This window comes from Abiotrophia defectiva ATCC 49176, from assembly GCF_037041345.1.
In the GTDB taxonomy this organism is placed as follows: Bacteria; Bacillota; Bacilli; order Lactobacillales; family Aerococcaceae; genus Abiotrophia.
On the sequence record NZ_CP146287.1, the window covers coordinates 774,121 to 791,987 of the forward strand.

The 17,867-nt window shown below is 47.4% G+C and carries 18 protein-coding genes; 16 read left to right on the top strand and 2 right to left on the bottom strand.

Annotated features, from left to right (window positions below):
* The first annotated feature begins 10 nt into the window (after positions 1-10).
* The 5 genes from comGC to V7R82_RS03725 are packed head-to-tail and all read left to right on the top strand — an operon-like array spanning position 11 to position 2,259.
* Entirely contained in the window at positions 11-349 is a 339-nt protein-coding gene (gene comGC / locus V7R82_RS03705; protein WP_023391873.1) for a competence type IV pilus major pilin ComGC, read from the top strand.
* Complete coding sequence (comGD, locus tag V7R82_RS03710; RefSeq protein ID WP_338543479.1) at positions 346-792, top strand: competence type IV pilus minor pilin ComGD; 447 nt, start codon at positions 346-348, stop codon at positions 790-792. The genes comGC and comGD overlap by 4 nt, the downstream gene beginning before the upstream one ends.
* Positions 779-1,111, top strand: a complete 333-nt coding sequence (locus tag V7R82_RS03715) for a hypothetical protein (RefSeq protein WP_311468028.1) — start codon at positions 779-781, stop codon at positions 1,109-1,111. Before comGD ends, V7R82_RS03715 begins: the two co-directional genes overlap by 14 nt.
* Positions 1,092-1,538: a competence type IV pilus minor pilin ComGF gene (comGF, locus tag V7R82_RS03720; protein WP_338543482.1), complete on the top strand. Its 447-nt coding sequence runs from the start codon at positions 1,092-1,094 to the stop codon at positions 1,536-1,538. Before V7R82_RS03715 ends, comGF begins: the two co-directional genes overlap by 20 nt.
* Positions 1,477-2,259, top strand: coding sequence for a hypothetical protein (locus tag V7R82_RS03725; RefSeq protein WP_338543485.1), 783 nt, complete (start codon positions 1,477-1,479; stop codon positions 2,257-2,259). The genes comGF and V7R82_RS03725 overlap by 62 nt, the downstream gene beginning before the upstream one ends.
* A gap of 268 nt (positions 2,260-2,527) precedes the next feature.
* Here the strand turns inward: V7R82_RS03725 and V7R82_RS03730 are convergent, their stop codons facing one another.
* Complete coding sequence (locus tag V7R82_RS03730; RefSeq protein ID WP_070756148.1) at positions 2,528-2,908, bottom strand: VOC family protein; 381 nt, start codon at positions 2,906-2,908, stop codon at positions 2,528-2,530.
* Positions 2,909-2,939: 31 nt separating this feature from the next.
* Complete coding sequence (locus V7R82_RS03735; RefSeq protein ID WP_306486858.1) at positions 2,940-3,347, bottom strand: cytidine deaminase; 408 nt, start codon at positions 3,345-3,347, stop codon at positions 2,940-2,942.
* 282 nt (positions 3,348-3,629) lie between these two features.
* On the opposite strand from V7R82_RS03735, the gene V7R82_RS03740 reads away from it, so the two are divergent.
* The 11 genes from V7R82_RS03740 to V7R82_RS03790 all read left to right on the top strand — a co-directional run bounded on the left by V7R82_RS03740 (position 3,630) and on the right by V7R82_RS03790 (position 17,793).
* The gene (locus V7R82_RS03740; protein WP_338543487.1) at positions 3,630-5,216 is read left to right on the top strand and encodes a BglG family transcription antiterminator; all 1,587 of its coding nucleotides are present in this window, start codon (positions 3,630-3,632) and stop codon (positions 5,214-5,216) included.
* On the top strand, positions 5,200-5,637 hold the full coding sequence (locus V7R82_RS03745) for a PTS sugar transporter subunit IIA (RefSeq protein WP_306486855.1): 438 nt from the start codon (positions 5,200-5,202) through the stop codon (positions 5,635-5,637). The genes V7R82_RS03740 and V7R82_RS03745 overlap by 17 nt, the downstream gene beginning before the upstream one ends.
* Entirely contained in the window at positions 5,634-5,915 is a 282-nt protein-coding gene (locus V7R82_RS03750) for a PTS sugar transporter subunit IIB (protein WP_306486854.1), read from the top strand. The genes V7R82_RS03745 and V7R82_RS03750 overlap by 4 nt, the downstream gene beginning before the upstream one ends.
* A 2-nt stretch (positions 5,916-5,917) precedes the next feature.
* Complete coding sequence (locus V7R82_RS03755; RefSeq protein ID WP_338543491.1) at positions 5,918-7,168, top strand: PTS ascorbate transporter subunit IIC; 1,251 nt, start codon at positions 5,918-5,920, stop codon at positions 7,166-7,168.
* A 3-nt stretch (positions 7,169-7,171) separates the two neighbouring features.
* The gene (locus V7R82_RS03760) at positions 7,172-7,909 is read left to right on the top strand and encodes an SIS domain-containing protein (RefSeq protein WP_338543493.1); all 738 of its coding nucleotides are present in this window, start codon (positions 7,172-7,174) and stop codon (positions 7,907-7,909) included.
* 298 nt (positions 7,910-8,207) lie between these two features.
* Entirely contained in the window at positions 8,208-9,497 is a 1,290-nt protein-coding gene (locus tag V7R82_RS03765; protein ID WP_338543495.1) for an ectonucleotide pyrophosphatase/phosphodiesterase, read from the top strand.
* Positions 9,498-9,587: 90 nt separating this feature from the next.
* Complete coding sequence (gene glgB, locus V7R82_RS03770; RefSeq protein ID WP_338543497.1) at positions 9,588-11,489, top strand: 1,4-alpha-glucan branching protein GlgB; 1,902 nt, start codon at positions 9,588-9,590, stop codon at positions 11,487-11,489.
* 71 nt (positions 11,490-11,560) lie between these two features.
* A complete protein-coding gene (locus tag V7R82_RS03775; RefSeq protein WP_338543499.1) occupies positions 11,561-12,712 on the top strand; it encodes a glucose-1-phosphate adenylyltransferase in 1,152 nt (383 codons plus the stop codon).
* Positions 12,696-13,847, top strand: a complete 1,152-nt coding sequence (gene glgD, locus V7R82_RS03780) for a glucose-1-phosphate adenylyltransferase subunit GlgD (RefSeq protein WP_291431862.1) — start codon at positions 12,696-12,698, stop codon at positions 13,845-13,847. Before V7R82_RS03775 ends, glgD begins: the two co-directional genes overlap by 17 nt.
* Before the next feature lie 10 nt (positions 13,848-13,857).
* Positions 13,858-15,294, top strand: a complete 1,437-nt coding sequence (glgA, locus tag V7R82_RS03785) for a glycogen synthase GlgA (protein ID WP_314063868.1) — start codon at positions 13,858-13,860, stop codon at positions 15,292-15,294.
* 75 nt (positions 15,295-15,369) lie between these two features.
* Positions 15,370-17,793: a glycogen/starch/alpha-glucan phosphorylase gene (locus tag V7R82_RS03790; RefSeq protein ID WP_338543504.1), complete on the top strand. Its 2,424-nt coding sequence runs from the start codon at positions 15,370-15,372 to the stop codon at positions 17,791-17,793.
* The last annotated feature ends 74 nt before the right edge of the window (positions 17,794-17,867 follow it).

The following is a 17,867-nucleotide window of genomic DNA, read 5'->3' on the forward strand; positions in this document are numbered from 1 at the left end:
AGGTCATAACATGAAAGCAAGGGTGCTGAAGGGTCGGCGGAAGAATGCCTTCACGTTGATCGAAATGTTGATCGTCCTTATTATCGTAGCCCTTCTCATGGCCATTATTATTCCAAACGTGGCTGGTCAGAAGGAAAGAATTGAAAAGCAAGCGCGTCAGAATATGGCGCAAATCATCGAAACCCAAGTCAATACCTATAAATTGGCAGAAAATGATAGCGAGGTAACCGTCAAAGAACTCAAGACTGCTGGCTACTTGACTGATAAGCAGGTAGAGGAAGCCAAGAAGCTCTTGCAGTTGGATGAGAATACGACCATTACCCTGCCAATTAATATTCCTCAACCATGATGTCAAGTCGACCAGCTCGCCAGGCTGGCTTTAGCCTCTGGGAGTCGCTCTTGGTCATGGTCATTCTCAGCCTCGTCTTGTGGTGCTTTTCCAGTCTGTCCATGGGAAATTTTCTGGCAGAATGGCGCTGCCGTCTATTCTGCGACCAATTAGCCCAGGCCTTACTGGTCAGCCAGACCCAGGCCATTAGTCGCCACCAGACCTATCGGGTGGTCTTCGAGACGGGTGGCAATCAAGTGCTGATTGAGCCCTTGGGTCAGGCCCAGGCGCGACAAGCCTATGTCTTGCCCCAAGATTGGCAGTTGGTTACTTTCTTGCAATTTCATTATTTTGGTGATGGACGCACCGAGAAATTCAAGACCGTGACCTTGGTCAATCGGGTAACAGGCCAAAGGCACCATATTCGTTTTCAGTTGGGGAGTGGACGCTTTGAAATGGATTAGTGGTCACCGCCATCCTAAGGGGACTAGGGGACATGTTGCCCTGGAAGCTTTGGTGGGCTTCCTCCTCTTGGGGGCCATGATGGCCCTCTACCTTCCAGCCCTGCATCAGGCTTACCAGCGACTTGAGGACAGTCAAGTGGCTAGTCAGGAGTGGCGGCTCTTTGCCTTGATGGTGGAAGGTTGGATGCGACAAGACCAAGACTGGTTAATCCAGGCCAGACAAGCCCATCCCCAAATCGTTGAGTTTGCTTGTCAGGACCAAGACTGTTGGATTGAGTTTGAGCGGGGGAGTCATTACCATGTTCAAGCGACGGACTAGGCAAGGCTTTACCTTAGTGGAATGTCTCTTTAGCCTCTTAATTTTGGCCTTGCTCTTTGAGGCGGCCATCCTAACCCTGCAGTCCTACCAGCGTTGGATTAAGGCAGCCGAGACCGATCATGGCCTAGAGTGGCAAAACTTCGTCATGGTCTTCGAGGCCGAGCTCAATCACTTTCAAGTCCAGCAAGTAGGTCTGGACTATCTGGACCTGGTGGACAGGCAAGATGACAAGAAGACTTATCGCATTGTTTTGAACAAGCAACGCCTCTATAAGCAACCTGGCTACCAGCCCTATCTCTATCAAGTAGCGGAGTGGCGGCTGGCACAATTTGGAGAGAGTTTGCGAGTGGAGGTGAGCTTCACCAATGGACAAGTCTACCAAACCTACTTTTGGCTCAGGCCAAGGCAAGATGAAAGTGGGCCCTAGAGGCTTTACCTTTCCCTTGGTGCTAGCCTTCATGCTGATTAGTCAGCTGACCTTAATGGGCGTCCTGTGGCTTTTAGCTGACCACACGGCCCATTTACATGAAGTTAGTCGTTATTATCAGGCCAATATTCAATGGTCTATGGTCAAATCCCAACTTAGACGTGACAGAGAAGAGCAAGCCAAGGGCTTGCTGGTGCAAATCCAAGACCAGGTGCCCGTCCTCCTGGGACAGGTCTTGGGCCTAAGTGAGCCAGGTGCTATGCGGCAAATTGATGGGGCGCATTACCTGGTTGATTTGACGCAAGGCCCCCACAAAGGGGAAAGAATCTTGGTCCGGGTACGACTGGATCTATCACCCCAGTTAGCGGCCGGCTTAGATAAAAAAGCCTGGCAAGCCTTGGCGGTCTATGAGCCAGGTCCTATGGAGAGGGACTGGCAAAGTGACCTAGCAGCCTTAAAAGAAGTGGCAGCTCAGGCAGACCCCAGCTTAAGTCAGGACAATTTTATCAAGGCAGACCACCAAATGAGGCAGGGCCACTGGACGCCGCAGGAGATGGGCGGCCAAGAGTGGCAGTTTGCGGATGGTCAAATTGAGCTTGGGCCAGACGGCAAGACCTACCTCAATCGTGTGGGTGATGATTATGAACGTCAGGAGAGCTTTGACTCCTGTCAAGGAAACTATGTGTTGCTGTATGAGTTCCTTCACTATGAGTTAAAATAAAAAAAGACCGCAGTTTAGGCTAGGCCTAGGCTGCGGTCTTTTGGGTGTCAGAACTAGCTTAGCTAGCCAAGGTCACTGTTCACAGCAGGGACCTTCCTATCCACCATCCGGGTGCGGCCTCTTAAGGAGACCTATGATAGGCTGACGATGGCAACCTACCAGGTTGCGCATCGGCTCATCGAGCTCTAAGTATAACATAGGGGAGGGGCTAGCGCAAGGCCTAGTCCCAAAGAAAAAGGCTAGGACAAGCCTAGCCTCACTCACTCTATTAGTTGTTACGCATAACTTCCAAACGGTAGCCATCTGGGTCTGTCACGAAGAAGTAGCGTGGTGGTTTGCCAGGCAAGCCCTTCATTTCAGTTGTGGCATAGCCTGAAGCCAAGCAACGTTCATGAACAGCTTCCAAGTCATCAACGCCCAAGGCCAAGTGGCTGAAGCCATCGCCGACTGTATATGGACCGTGGTCGTAGTTATAGGTCAATTCCAATTCGAAGTCGCTACCTGGAACCGTTAAGTAAACCAAGTCGAAGCCGTGATCAGGATAGCGGCTTTCGCGGCTCACGGTGAAGTCGAAGAGTTGAGTATAGAATTTAAGGGTTGCTTCCAAGTCTTGGACGCGGATGCAAGCATGGAGTAAAGTTTGTGCCATGGGATACCTCCTAAGTATTGATACTTATAGTTTACATTTTTAAGGATTCGAAAGCGAGTGGAACGATTTGGCTGACAGTGGTCTCGTAAATTTGGCCGTCGCGACGAGTCAGATAGACGGGCACGTCAGGCCGGCAGAATTCCACTAGGACCTGGCGGCAAATGCAGCAAGGCGGTAAGAAATCCTCTGTATCTCCGGCAACGGCGATAGCCTGGATGGATTTAGGACCATAACCTTGGGTGACAGCCGTGAAGATGGCAGTCCGCTCCGCGCAGTTGGTAGCACCGAAGGAAACATTCTCAACATTGACCCCTTCAATGATTTGGCCATCATCCATTAAAAGGACCGCCCCAACCGGAAAATGAGAATAGGGCGCATAAGCCTTAGGCAGGAGTTGGCGAGCCCGTTCAATCAAGCTTTCTTTGTTATATGTTGCCATGTAAAGTCACCTACTTTTCTTGTGTCTTTCTATTTTACACTAAAAGGGCAGAAAAGGAAACGTTTTTAGACAAGATAATAGGAGTTTTTCAAAGACTATGGCTAGCTTGGGTTTGGTCTCTTACTATGTTATATTATATTTAGAGGTGTTCAGCTTTTTACTTACAAATGACTTCGCTTTTTTGGTATACCTAGTCGATAGAATTTCTGATACGCTATAAGTGTGAGGGTGAGATAAATGAACATGATAGCTAATGATAATAGGTTGCGGCGCCAGGAGATTATGTTACGTTTACTAGATTATGAGACCTTAAGTTACCAAAAACTTTCGGATCAATATTTTGTTTCGCGTAGCAGCTTGTCCAATGACTTCAACCTCATTAAACATTTTTTCCAAAAGGATGGCGCCAGTTTGTCCTTTAATAATTCAGGGACTTTTTTTAGTGGTAGTGAGATTCAAGCCCAGCAGATTTTGAAGCGGCTCATGATTAGTCAGGATCAGCCTTTTTATTTAGATGGATTTGACAGCGCTTTATATAATCGGGTAATCTGCTTGCTACAGGAATACAGCGATTCATTGCAGCAGCCCATTCCGGGCGATAATATGGCTCAAATTAGCGCGAGCATTTGTCTCTTAATTGGTCGGGCTAAGGCAGGCCACCGTATACAACTTTTGGACACCAATTACTTGGAGCCAACGCGTTATTACCCTCGTTTGTGGGAGTTGATTAGCCGCCTAGAGGCAGCCTGTGATCTAGCTTTTAGCGCCAGCGAACTAGGTTACCTAGTGACTATTTTGTTAGGCAGCGGTTTTTCTCAGGAGGAGGGTCAGGTTCAAGAAAACTTAAAAGATCAGATTCGTGCGCTTATTCAAGATGTGTCGCTCATTATCAATCTGGATTTACAGGATGACCACAAGTTGCTTGAAGACATTGCCATCCATATGAACCAGCTTTTCACCCGTCTTCAAGCCAACAATAGCCTGGTTAATCCGCTTCTAGCTGATATTAAAAGCAACTATCATGCTCTTTTTCAAGATGTCAAATTCCTCTTAACTAATGAGGGCAGTCGCTATGGCTTGCCAGCTGCATGTCCGCTCATATCCGATGACGAGATTGGTTTTCTAGTCTTGCATATCCAGGCGGCCATTGAGCGCAAATTTATCCAGAAAAAGGTGGTGATTGTTTCTCCTAATGGGATTGGTGTTAGCACCTATATTAATGCCAAGATCCAAAGGTTCTTGCCAAACTTGCACGACATACAAATTGTATCCTTAAAGCAACTGGAGAAATTAGAAGTAGAGGATATTTCCTTTATTATCTCTACAGTTCCCATTGAAAACCTTAAGCGTCCGGTCATTACCATTAGTCCCTTGTGTACGGAAGAAGACATGCGGCAAATAATGACGGCCTATGCCGAAGTGGTAGCCCGACAATCCACCCTCAACCAGTACCAAATGATGAATCATGGTAGGGGACTGATTGATGCGATTTATAAAGGTAACTTCAAGTCGCAAGAAGAAGCACTCAGCTTCTTGTTAGATCAACAGCCGGACATGAACCAGGCCAAAAAGGCCCAAGTGCTAGCCTCTATTCTAGAAAGGGAAGCACAACAATCCACCTATCTGGATAAGGGCATAGCCATCCCTCACGCTAATCCCCAATTAGTTGAGACCAGCAATATTTCGGTCTTACTCTTAGATAAGGCCATTGCCTGGGGTTACGACAAGGTGGATGTAGTGGTCCTGCTTTTGGTAGCAAAAGAAGAAACCTCAAAGGTAGGGGATGTTATGTACTTTATTGTGGAAGGTGTTCGCAATAAAGCTTGGTTACTAAAACAATTGGAGAACGACTATGGAATGTGTGAATGAACTACTAGATAATGCCCAAGTAGTAGAGCGGGTAGAGGATTGGCAGTCGGCCCTGAGGTTGGCAGCTCAGCCCCTCCTACTAAAGGGGAGTATTAGCGAGGACTATGTGACCGCCATGATGGATTCAGTCATTCAAAACGGTCCTTATATGGTCATCGGAGATGAATTTGCCTTAATGCATGCAAGACCAGGGGAAGGGGTGAAGCAAATCGGAGTGTCCTTATTAATTGTCAAGCAAGCCGTTGATGTCTGTGGTAAGCCGGCTAAGGTCTTCTTAGTCCTAGCAGCCGTCGATAATACTAGTCATCTGGCTCTCTTACAGGAACTCATGACTGTGTTCATGGATGAGGACAAATTCCAATTAATTAAGTCAGGGCAATTAGCACAAATCAAAGACACATTAAAGGAGGAAGTCAAATGAAAATTCTAGCAGTTTGTGGATTTGGTGTTGGGAGCTCCTTGGTCTTAAGAATGACCATCGAAAAAGTCGTCAGAGAACTGGGGATTGATGCAGAAGTCGAAAATACAGACCTGTCAACAGCCAAAGCGACACCGGCAGATGTCTACTTTACCAGTTTTGAGTTGCAACAAGAATTAGAAAAAACCATTAAAGCTCCTATCTATCCAATTAAGAAATACATGGATGCCAACGAAGTAAAGGAACAACTTAACCGCTACTTATCATCTAAAGGAGAATAACCATGGATATTATTATTGATAACATATTACGAAATCCCCCTGTATTACTTGGCTTAATCGCTATGTTCGGGCTTTTGGTGCAACACAAGCCTGTGTCTGATGTTATCAAGGGGAGTTTGACAGCTGCCTTCGGGATGGTTATCTTGTCGACAGGGGTCAACATGTTGTTGGGTTCCATTGCGCCAATCAATACGGCCGTTCAAACCAGCCTAGGGGTTAGTGTATCAGAAGGCTTGTCTGACGCTTCTTTCACGGCTGAGTACGGTGGGACCGTGGGTGTCACCATGTTCATAGCGCTTGCGCTGCACCTGGCGATTGCCAGATTCACACCGATTAAGACCATTTTCTTAACAGGTAATATGCTCTGGTGGTTCCCATTTGTGATTGTGGCTGGTCTGGTGGAAGCCAAGGTATCGGGTACTATGTTAATCATTGTGGGGGCCGTCTTATCCGCTCTATACTGGTCATTGGGGCCATGGATTACACGTCGCTTTGTCTGGGATGCCACAGGGGATGATTCCTTCTTAATTGGGCACCCAACTGGTATCCTCTGTATCATAGCAGGGAGTGTAGCCCGTGTGGTAGGGGACAAGAAAAAATCAACCGAAGATCTTGATCTCCCTGCTGGGCTATCCTTCTTCCGCGAAATTTCCATCACCGGTGGCTTGGTCATGTTAGTCATGAACCTGATTGTAGGTTGCTTCATTCCAAGTCTAGTACCAGCTAAGAACAACCTCATTAGCTACTCCATTCAATCTTCCTTAGAATTTGCTGGTGGTCTTTTGGTCTTACTCTATGGGGTTCGTTTATTGATTAACCAAATCATGCCAGCCTTCCAAGGGATTGCTGAAAAAGTGGTACCTGGTGCCAAAATGGCCTTTGATGTGCCAATTTTATTCAACTATCGGCCAAATGCCGTTTTAATCGGTTTTATCATCGCCATGATTAGCTCTACTGCCATGATTCTGATTGTGAACACAACCAATGTCTTCGGCGTTTTGTTAGTGCCGCTAGTCATCACCAGCTTCTTTGAATGTGGTGGGGCGGCCGTCATTGCTGAAGGGCAGGGTGGTCTGCGTGGGGCCATCATAGGGACCGCAGTTGCTGCCGCGGTCATGGTCATCTTGGTAGCCATTTCTGGGACCATGCTGTCTACCACCATTCAAAACTGGCTCTTCGTCTTTGGTGGGAACGACCTATCCGTTATGTCGATTATTGCTAAGTTACTGGGGATGCTCTTTGGAGGTGCTTAGAAAGTGTTTGCCTATTTCCAAAGAATTAGGGAGATTCTAAGCCAGGTTGAGGAGCTGGAGGCTACTAGTCTGGCACAAGCGGTAGAGATTCTGTCAGATGCAATTAAGAAGAAGCAAGCAATCTTCATCTTTGGTGCTAGCCATGCCGGGATCTTGGCTGAAGAAATGTTCTACCGGGCAGGTGGCTTAGTATCTATCAACCCCATCTTTGGGAGGGAACTAATGTTAGATACGCGGCCCATTAGCGCCACTAGCCAGATGGAACGCCTAGTGGGCTATGGCCAGCTATTGGCCAAGAAAACACCCTTTAAGGCTGGTGATGTTCTAATCGTCCATTCGGTCTCGGGGCGAAATCCGGTTGCGGTGGATCTAGCCCTAGCTGCCAAAGAAAAGGGCGTCTATGTCATAGCTTTGACCAATCTCACCTATTCTCGAGCAACTAAGAGCCGGCATCCCAGTGGCCATCGCTTATGTGAGGTAGCAGACTTAGTGCTAGATAATCACGGCCATATTGGCGATGGGGCTTGTCAGGTTCCAGGTATCGAGCAGCCGGTAGGACCTAGTTCAACGGTGATTGGCGCCTGCATTCTTAACCATCTAGTAGTAGAAGTGAGTCGGAACTTAGCCCAGTCAGGATTGAGTCCTGTCCCTATCTTTTACTCAGCTAATTTGGATGGCGGAGATGACAAGAACCGTCAGATTTATGAGACCTACAGAGAAGCCATTCATTATGACTTGTAGACCCAGATTTTAAGCAAAATACCCTGACTGCTCTTAAGGAAAGTCAGGGTATTTTGCTTGTTAAAGAGTTCTAAATTTTCTTCTTTAAAGTCAGATACTCTAGGGTATTTTTTCTTGTTTGGGTGTATAATAAGAATGAGTGCAGCTTAGCTTTTTCATAAAAAAGACGAATGATTACACAAAAATGATGGTGTAACTTATGGCTTTTTGTGGAAAAAGCTAGGGAAGTCTGATAAAATTTAAGTAAATTTAGACTAGGCACAGGATAATCGAAAGACTAGGAACTGGAGCTGGTTATATGGCAAAACGAAAAGTATATTTAATCTCTTTTGACGCATTTGGCTATGAGGATGTTGCCTTTGCGAGTAAATTACCTAACTTTAAGCGTCTCTTAGATAAGGGGACTTGGGTTAAGAAGGTCCAATCGACCTATCCTTCACTGACCTATGTGGCCCACACCAGTATTATGACAGGTTTGCTGCCTCTGCATCACCAAATTGTCAATAATACCAAGATTCAGCCAGAGCGTCATAGTCCTGACTGGCACTGGTATGCTAAGGAAGTCCAAGGGGAAACCCTCTACGATGTTTTCAAGCGGGCCGGCTATAAGACGGCTTCCTTGCTCTGGCCGGTCATGGGGCGTAACAAGTCCATCGACTATAATTTAGCGGAAATTATTCCCAACCGACCTTGGCAGAATCAGGCAATGGTGTCACTAGCTGCTTCCAGCATTCCTTTCTTGCTCAAAATGGAAGCCCGCCATGGTCATAAACGTGACGGCATTCAGCAACCGGCTCTGGATTATTTCCTAGAAGGAGTCTTGCTGGATACCATTCGTGATTACAATCCCGATTTCGTGACGGCGCACTTCCTGCAGCTGGATAGCATGCGCCACTACTACGGAGTTAATTCGGAGCAAGCCAAGCAAGCCATTATCGACTTCGATGGTCGCCTAGGGCGTATTATTCGACTCTTAGAAGACATGGGCCAATGGGAAGACTGCCTCTTCGTCTTGGTGGGGGACCACTATCAACTTAATACCCATACCGTGGTGCGGCCTAACCACCTGCTTAGCCGCCAAGCTGGTTGGCAAACCTTAGGTCGTGACGGCACCATCAAGTCTTGGCAAGTTTATTGCAAGGGCGCGGATGGCTGTGCCTATATCTATCGCAAGCCGGGCGCTAAGATAACGGTCAAAGAAATTTTGGACACTTTACGGCCTATGATGCCTATGATTGAGACAGTTTACACAGCTCAAGAAGCGGCTGACTTCGGGGCGGACCCTAACTGCCTCTTCATGATTGAAGCCAAGAAAGGTTACTATTTCTTAGATGATTTAGCGGGTGACTTCCAAGAATCGGTGGATAATCCAACTTCGGATGCCAAGCTCTTACATGCCACCCATGGCTATCATCCAGCGCGTAATCACTATGCGACAACGGCCTTTTACCACGGGCCAGATGTTAAAGTGGGGCATGCCGTAGAGACGGGCAGATTGATTGATCATGCGCCAACCATTTTATCGGCGCTCAAACTTAATTTCCATCAATATGTGGACGGGAATATTTTGTACGATATTTTCAGGTAAATAAAATAGCAAATTGTCTAGTCGTATGCGTTTACATGAAACGCTTTCAGTGCTATAATAAATGTATAAACAAACAAAGGGAGGGATAGAATGACTTTCGCAGCATTACAAGAACAACTTTCGGAACACATCTATCATTTCAATCACGGTAACCATGAAGCAGCCTACCAATTTTTAGGCTGTCACAAGGTGGACCAAGATGGAGTGACGGGCTATCGCTTCGCCATTTGGGCTCCTCATGCAGCCAATGTTTACATTCTAGGTGATTTCAATCACTGGCAGAATGAGCCACTCAGCCATATTGAAGGTGGGGTATGGGCTGGCATCATCCAAGGAGTTGAGCGAAGTCAGTGTTACAAGGTTGGGATTGACCATGGCAATGGTCATATCGAATATAAGATTGATCCCTTTGGTTTTAACTTTGAGATTGCCCCTAAGGATGCTACGGTGGTTTGGGGCTTGGAGGACTTTGAATGGTCTGACCAGGTTTGGATGAACCAGCAATGGCGTAAGAATAGCGTTCATTCGCCTCTCAACATTTATGAAGTGCACGCCAGTTCTTGGCGCCGCCACCCTGACGGCCGCACCTATACCTTTGCGGAACTGGCAGACAGCCTGATTCCTTATGTTAAGGAAATGGGCTACACCCATATTGAAATGATGCCACTTATGGATCATCCGCTGGATGCTTCTTGGGGTTATCAGATTACCGGTTACTATGCTGTCTGTGGCCGCTACGGGACCTTGGAAGAGTTCAAGGACTTCGTTAACCAGGCCCACCAAGCGGGCATCGGGGTCATCATGGACTGGGTGCCTGGTCACTTCTGCCGTAATGCCAATGCCTTGGCTTACTATGATGGGACCCCAACCTTTGAATACCAAGATGTCAACCGGGCTAACAACGTAGGTTGGGGGACGCTCAACTTCGACTTGGGTAAGAACCAAGTCCAAAGCTTCCTCATTTCTAACGCCATGTTCTGGCTTAAGGAATGTCACTTGGATGGTTTGCGGGTGGATGCCGTGTCTAACATGCTTTACTTGGACTTTGACCAAGGGCCTTGGACGCCTAACGAAGACGGCAGCAACCACAACCGCCAAGGGGTGGCCTTCCTCCAAAAACTCAATACCACGATCAAAGATCATCTGCCGCATGTCCTCATGATTGCGGAAGAAAGTACCGACTGGAAGGGCATCACGCATGCTGTTTCAGAAGGGGGATTGGGCTTTGACTACAAATGGAATATGGGCTGGATGAATGATACCCTGCGTTTCTTCGAGACCGATCCTTATTACCGACCACAGAATTTCCGTTTAATTACCTTCGTCTTTATGTACCAATACAATGAACGTTATGTCCTGCCATTTTCTCATGACGAAGTGGTCCACGGTAAGAAGTCGCTCTTAGATAAGATTCCGGGCAACCGCGAAACTCAGTTTGAGACCCTGCGTCTCTTGCATGGTTACATGATGGCCCAGCCTGGTAAGAAGTTACACTTTATGGGTAACGAGCTAGGCCAATACCTGGAATGGCGCTACTACTCCGAGTTGGAATGGAAGGACTTGAGCTTCGAGTTCAACCGCGAGTACCAACACTATATGAAGACCCTCAATCAAATCGGTAGGGACTATAAGGCCCTGCATTATTATGATACTGAGCCAGCAGGTCTGACCGTCCTAGATGCTGACAATGTGGAACAGGCTGTCCTGACCATGATGCGGCAGGGTAAGGCCAAGCGTGATTTCTTAATCATTGCCTTGAACTTTATCCCAGTTGAACGTCAGGAATACCGAATTGGGGTGCCTTATAAAGGAGAGTACGAAGTCCTGCTCAACTCGCAAATGCAAGAGTTTGGCGGACGGTGGACCGAGAATCTACCAGTCATGAAGACAGAAGAAGTGCCTCATGATGGACAACCTTACTCCATTGTCACAACAGTTCCTAGTCTGGGTGTGCTCTATATCAAACCCAAACGTATTTACGGCGCTAAATAAAAGCTAAGAAAGGAGATGAAATTAACTGACTTCTTACGCCGAGTGAGTCAGCTAGTTTCGCATGTGTGTATATGAAACAAGATATGATCGCGATGATTTTAGCCGGTGGTCAAGGGACCCGTCTGGGTGTCTTAACCAAACAAACGGCTAAGCCAGCCGTTCCCTTTGGAGGGAAATACCGCATTATTGACTTTGCTTTAAGTAACTGCGCCAACTCTGGGATTAAGAATATTGGGGTAGTAACCCAGTATCAACCTTTAGAGCTTAACGAACACATTGGCAAAGGGGCAGCCTGGGGCTTAACCAGCCGTTCAGGTGGGGCTACCATCCTCCAACCTTACTCTAGCTCAGATGGCGAAAAATGGTTCAAAGGGACTGCCAATGCCATCTACCAAAACATCAGCTATATTGATTCCTTAGATCCTAAGTATGTCCTCATTCTATCAGGTGACCATATCTACAAGATGGACTATGCAGCTATGTTAGAAGACCACATTAAGAACAAGGCTAGCTTGACCGTTGGGGTTATCCCAGTTTCCATGAAGGAAGCCTCACGGTTCGGGATTATGAACACAGACCAAAATAGTCGCATTATCGAGTTCGAAGAAAAACCAGCTCAACCTAAGAGCAACCTGGCTTCCATGGGGATTTACATCTTCAACTGGGATACCTTGCGCCGTTACTTGGTGGAAGACCAAGCTAAGAACCGCGAGATGGAAGACTTCGGTAAGAACGTTATTCCAGCCTACCTAAGCAATGCTGAAAACTGCTTTGCCTACTCATTTGAAGGCTACTGGAAAGACGTGGGTACCATCGAATCTCTCTGGGAAGCTAACATGGAATTCTTGGACCCAGAACATCCACTCAACATTAGTGAGGATACTTGGCGGATTTATACCTCCAACCCTGTGACCCCACCACAATTCTTAACAGAGGACGCGCAAATTAAGCACTCGCTAGTTGTGGATGGCTGTTACATTGCCGGCCAAGTGGGCAACTCCCTCTTGTCGCGTGATGTCAAGGTAGGGCCTAATAGCCAGGTTGACCATTCTGTGGTCATGTCCAGTGCCACCATCGGTAAAGGCTGTCGCGTTGAATATGCTATTATCGGTGAACAAGCCGTGATTGCGGACGGAGCAAGTGTCATCGGGACCCCAGACCAAATTGCCACTGTAGGATATGCTGAAGTAGTAGGAGGACCAAAAAATGATGGTGAAGAATAAGTTATGTGCGATTCTCAATTTGACCGAAGATGATCAATTATTAAAACCATTGACCCAAAACCGGCCCATTGCCGCCTTACCATTTGCTGACCGCTATCGGGTGATTGACTTCGCCTTGTCCAGCATTTGCCATGCGGAAATTGATTCGGTAGCCCTCTTCATCGCTGAATCAGGTCGTTCAATCTATGACCACATCCGTTCTGGGGCAGCTTGGGACTTGGATTCTCAAGTATCAGGTGGGATTTTCACCTTCTCTCAACAGAACTGGAAGCTCCGCCACCACCAAGAAAACCTCTACGAAGATTACTACTACAACCATCGGGTCTTCATGTCTCGGGCTAAGGCTGAGTATGTCTTTGTAGCCGGATCTAAGATTATTGCTAACGTGGATATCCGCGGCGTCTTCCGCCACCATGTGGCTGAAGGTAAGGATATTACCCTTATCTACAAACAATTAGACAAAGAAAAATTAGGCGATCAAAACCCTAAATCTCGTGCCCTTAAATTCGATGCCAACCGCCAAGTCAAGGGATTGGTTGAATACGGTGATTTAGGGGAGGAAGAGAAGGTAGATGCTTCCCTCAGCATGTACTTCCTCAGCGTTAAGACCCTCAACGATATCATTGACCGGGCGGTTGACGAAGAAGTCTACATGGAAGTGGATGAATTGATTCAACACTATCTCTTAGACTACACCGTTAACCCATACAAGTACACGGGTTATATGGCGAACATTGACTCCATTGAACGTTACTACAAGGCTAATATGGACATGTTAGACCGTCAAAACTTCACTTCCTTGTTCTACTCAAGCCAACCAATCTTGACTAAGACCAAGAATGGGGTACCGTCCTACTATGCGCCAAGTTCTGATGTGCGTTCATCCGTGGTGGCCTCTGGTTCTTACCTAGCAGGTAAGGTGGAACGCTCACTCATTTCCCGTAAGGTACATGTATCGGACGGGGCTCATGTCAAGGATTCCATCATCCTACAAGGAACTAAGATTGGCGATGGGGCACGTGTTGAATACGCCATCCTGGACAAGGGCTGTGTCGTTGAACCAGGCGCTCACGTCATTGGGACACCTGACAATGTGGTCGTGATTAGCAAGAACACCGTCATCCCAGCAGAATAAAGGAGTCGCCATGAAAGTTTTATTTGCTTCCGCAGAAGCGGCACCCTTTTTCAAGACGGGCGGCCTAGGTGACGTTGCCTATGCCTTGCCTAAGGAATTGGCTAAGCAGGGCGTAGACATTCGGGTGGTCTTGCCTTACTACACCCAAACGCCTCAGCAATACAAGGACCAAATCCAAGAAATTGCCCATTTCCGCTTCCAATTAGGCGGTCGGAATGTCTACTGCGGCATTAAGTATCTGGAAATGGACGGGGTCAAGTACTACTTTATCGATAACTTGGCTTACTTTGACCGGCCGGCCCTCTATGGTCAATGGGATGATGGCGAACGTTTCGGCTACTTCTCAACGGCTATTATTGAGATGCTGGAAGTCATTGACTGGATTCCAGACATTATTCACTGTAATGACTGGCATACTGCTATGGTGCCCGTGCTCCTGGTGGACCGTTATCACTGGAAAGACCGCTTGCGTCATATCCGTAAGGTCTTGACCATTCACAACCTACGTTTCCAAGGGGTCTATGATCCAGTCATCCTGGGCCAGGTCTTCGGGACCGGCTATAACGTCTATACCGAAGATGGGGCTAAGTACTATGACCGGGTCAACTATCTCAAGGGCGGCATTAACTTCTCTGACCGGATTACTACGGTTAGTCCAACCTATGCCCATGAGATTACTACCCAGGCCTTTGGTGAGAACCTAGAAGGGGTCCTCAAGTACAACGAATGGAAATTAAGCGGGATTATTAACGGTATTGACTATGACCTCAATAACCCTGAGACAGATCCACTCATTCCACATCACTTTAATGTCTCGGACTTAAGTGGTAAGGCAGCTAACAAGGCGGCCTTGCAAGAACGCTTAGGCTTGCCGGTCAATCCAGATGTGGCCATGATTGGTATGGTCTCTCGCTTGACCGACCAGAAGGGCTTCCAGCTAGTGGAAGAACGCATGGAAGAATTACTGCAAGCAGAAGTTCAGGTAGTCCTCTTAGGGACTGGGGAGCCGCAATTCGAGCACTCCTTCCGTTACTTCGAGTCACGTTATCCTGACAAGATGAAGAGTCTTATTACCTTTGACTTGGGGCTAGCCCAACAAATCTATGCTAGCTGTGACTTCTTCTTGATGCCAAGTGCCTTCGAGCCTTGCGGCCTGTCACAACTCATGGCCATGCGCTATGGGACCTTGCCAATTGTCCATGAGACAGGGGGCTTGCGTGACACCGTTCAACCTTACAACCAATATACCGGGGAGGGGACAGGTTATTCCTTCAATCGTTTCGACGGTTGGACCATGCTCCAAACCATCTACTATGCGCTAGATGTCTACTATAACCAACCTGGCGCTCACAAGCAATTGGTAGAACAGGCCATGACCCGAGACTTCTCTTGGACCGGGCCAACCAAAGAATACTTAGCCCTCTACCATTCGCTACTTCAAGGATAGTTAGCTCAGAAGAGACCAAGCGCTTGCTTGCGTCTCTTTCTTGGGCTTATGCCACACTTATTTAGGAGGAAATCAATGAAGGTCGATGCATTCAAAGACGCCTATAAGAAGAAGTTTGAAGACATGTTCGCCGTGCCTTATACCTCTGGTAGCACTACCGAACAATTCCAAGCCTTAGGCCAATTATTACGCTCTATCTATACTGACAAATGGGTCCACTACAACCAAGGGAAACTGGACAGCAAGCAGAAGCAAGTCTTCTACTTCTCCATGGAGTTCTTGCCAGGTCGCCAGCTCAAGCGTTATTTGCTTAACTTAGACTTGTTAGATACGGCTCGAACTGCCCTGGAAGAATTGGGCCTAGACTTTGAAGCTGTAGCGGCTGCTGAAGTCGATCCAGCCTTAGGGAACGGGGGCTTGGGCCGTTTGGCTTCTTGCTTCATGGATTCCATGGCGGCCACCGGTGTGCCGGGCAATGGTTGCGGTATTCGCTACCGTTATGGGCTCTTCAAGCAGAAATTCATCGACGGCTACCAAATTGAATTGCCAGAAAACTGGTTGCGTAATCCTAACTCTTGGGAAGTCCGCAAGGAATCCAAGTCCGTTATTGTTCGCTTTGGCGGCAATGTCTGGTTAGAACCTAATAAATTTGGGGACTTGAAGCCAGTCTATGAGAATACCTTTGATGTTTTGGCGGTGCCTTACGATACACCACAAATCGGCTATCGTAATGACGTGGTCAACAACCTACGTCTCTTCACGGCCGAAATTCCGCCAGGCCACGAGTCTTATTTCACGACACCTGAACAACGCAAGGAAATCCAAGAAATCACGGAAGTGCTCTATCCAGATGACTCTAACTATGAAGGCCGCCTCTTGCGTCTTAAGCAAGAATACTTCATGTGTTCAGCCGGGATTCAAAGTATTGTCCGCTACTTCAAGACTCTCGAATTGCCTTGGAGCGTCTTCCCTGATAAGGTGGCTATCCACATTAACGATACCCACCCAACCCTCTGTATTCCAGAATTGATGCGGATTCTGGTCGATGAAGAGAGCCTGACTTGGGGTCAAGCTTGGAACATCGTTAAGAAATCAACTTCTTACACTAACCACACCATCTTGGCGGAAGCCATGGAACGGTGGCCTATCTACATGATTGAAGGCCTCTTGCCACGGATTATGCAGATTATCTATGAAATCAACCGACGTCACTTGGTTAACAAGACAGCCCTCTACGGGGCGGAACTAGCCCACCGTACAGCACCAATCGACGGGGACCAAGTGCTCATGGCTAACCTAGCCATTATTGCCAGCCACAGTGTTAACGGGGTAGCCAAACTCCATACCGAGATTTTGGAACACTACACCTTGCGGGATTTCAAGACCATCTATCCATTCCGCTTCAACAACAAGACCAATGGGGTGACTCATCGTCGTTGGGTGCAGCTAGCCAATGAAGGCCTGAGCAAGGTCTTAGACCAACATATTGGCAACCGCTGGCGCTTCAAGCCAAGGGAAATGAACATTCTCCAAGCCTTCCGCGATAATGATGAGGTCCTAGAGCAATTGCAAGAAGTCAAGTTGGCCAACAAGGAACGCTTTGCTCGTTTCGTTAAGGAAGAGATGAAGCTAGACATTGATCCGACTGCCTTATTTGACGTGCAAATCAAGCGACTCCATGCCTACAAGCGCCAACTCCTGCAAGTCATGCATATTGTAGATCGCTACTTGACCCTTAAGGAGAATCCTAAGGCTGACTTTGCTAAACGGGTCTTCATTTTTGGGGCCAAGGCAGCGCCAAGCTACCACTATGCTAAGTCTGTCATCAAGATTATTAATGAATTGGCTAATTTGGTTAACAATGACCCAGTCATTGGCGACAAGATCAAGATTGTCTTTGTAGAAAACTATGGGGTTTCCCTAGCCGAATTAATTATTCCTGCTGCTAACTTATCGGAACAAATTTCCTTGGCGGGTAAGGAAGCGTCCGGGACTTCTAACATGAAGTTAATGGCTAACGGGGCTTTAACCATGGCGACCTTGGACGGTGCCAACGTTGAAATCTACGACCTAGTCGGTGACGACAACATCTTCCTCTTTGGTATGACGGCCGACGATGTCCAAAAATTGCGTGAGGCTAATAACTACTACTCACGGGCCATCTATGAGGAAAATCCACAGATTAAGCGTGTGCTCAATGCCTTCATTGACGGGACCATCCCTAATATCGAAGCAGAAGGACGTGAGATCTTCGATTCCCTGGTCCTCTACAATGATGAGTACTTCCTCCTGCAAGACTACCCAAGCTTCTATGAGGCGCAAATGGCTGCTGACAAGCTCTATCAAGAGCCTAAGGAATGGGCTAAACGTGCCCTGACCAATATTGCCTACTCCGGCAAATTCTCGTCAGACTACACCATCTTGCGTTACGCCGAAAGCATCTGGAATGTGTCGCCAGAGACCAACTTGCTTGGCGAAGGCTTCAGCAATCTAGACTAAGAAGACAAAAGACCGAGATCCAGTCTCGGTCTTTTTTTGTGCGGTTTGAAAGTACTAGGCCTTATGTGGTCCTA

Bases quoted from the DNA above. Each gene is read 5' to 3' on its own strand.
- comGC (WP_023391873.1), top strand. From the start codon at position 11: ATGAAAGCAAGGGTGCTGAAGGGTCGGCGGAAGAATGCCTTCACGTTG.
- comGD (WP_338543479.1), top strand. From the start codon at position 346: ATGATGTCAAGTCGACCAGCTCGCCAGGCTGGCTTTAGCCTCTGGGAG.
- comGF (WP_338543482.1), top strand. From the start codon at position 1,092: ATGTTCAAGCGACGGACTAGGCAAGGCTTTACCTTAGTGGAATGTCTC.
- V7R82_RS03725 (WP_338543485.1), top strand. From the start codon at position 1,477: ATGGACAAGTCTACCAAACCTACTTTTGGCTCAGGCCAAGGCAAGATG.
- V7R82_RS03730 (WP_070756148.1), bottom strand. From the start codon at position 2,908: ATGGCACAAACTTTACTCCATGCTTGCATCCGCGTCCAAGACTTGGAA.
- V7R82_RS03735 (WP_306486858.1), bottom strand. From the start codon at position 3,347: ATGGCAACATATAACAAAGAAAGCTTGATTGAACGGGCTCGCCAACTC.
- V7R82_RS03740 (WP_338543487.1), top strand. From the start codon at position 3,630: ATGTTACGTTTACTAGATTATGAGACCTTAAGTTACCAAAAACTTTCG.
- V7R82_RS03745 (WP_306486855.1), top strand. From the start codon at position 5,200: ATGGAATGTGTGAATGAACTACTAGATAATGCCCAAGTAGTAGAGCGG.
- V7R82_RS03750 (WP_306486854.1), top strand. From the start codon at position 5,634: ATGAAAATTCTAGCAGTTTGTGGATTTGGTGTTGGGAGCTCCTTGGTC.
- V7R82_RS03755 (WP_338543491.1), top strand. From the start codon at position 5,918: ATGGATATTATTATTGATAACATATTACGAAATCCCCCTGTATTACTT.
- V7R82_RS03765 (WP_338543495.1), top strand. From the start codon at position 8,208: ATGGCAAAACGAAAAGTATATTTAATCTCTTTTGACGCATTTGGCTAT.
- glgB (WP_338543497.1), top strand. From the start codon at position 9,588: ATGACTTTCGCAGCATTACAAGAACAACTTTCGGAACACATCTATCAT.
- V7R82_RS03775 (WP_338543499.1), top strand. From the start codon at position 11,561: ATGAAACAAGATATGATCGCGATGATTTTAGCCGGTGGTCAAGGGACC.
- glgD (WP_291431862.1), top strand. From the start codon at position 12,696: ATGATGGTGAAGAATAAGTTATGTGCGATTCTCAATTTGACCGAAGAT.
- glgA (WP_314063868.1), top strand. From the start codon at position 13,858: ATGAAAGTTTTATTTGCTTCCGCAGAAGCGGCACCCTTTTTCAAGACG.
- V7R82_RS03790 (WP_338543504.1), top strand. From the start codon at position 15,370: ATGAAGGTCGATGCATTCAAAGACGCCTATAAGAAGAAGTTTGAAGAC.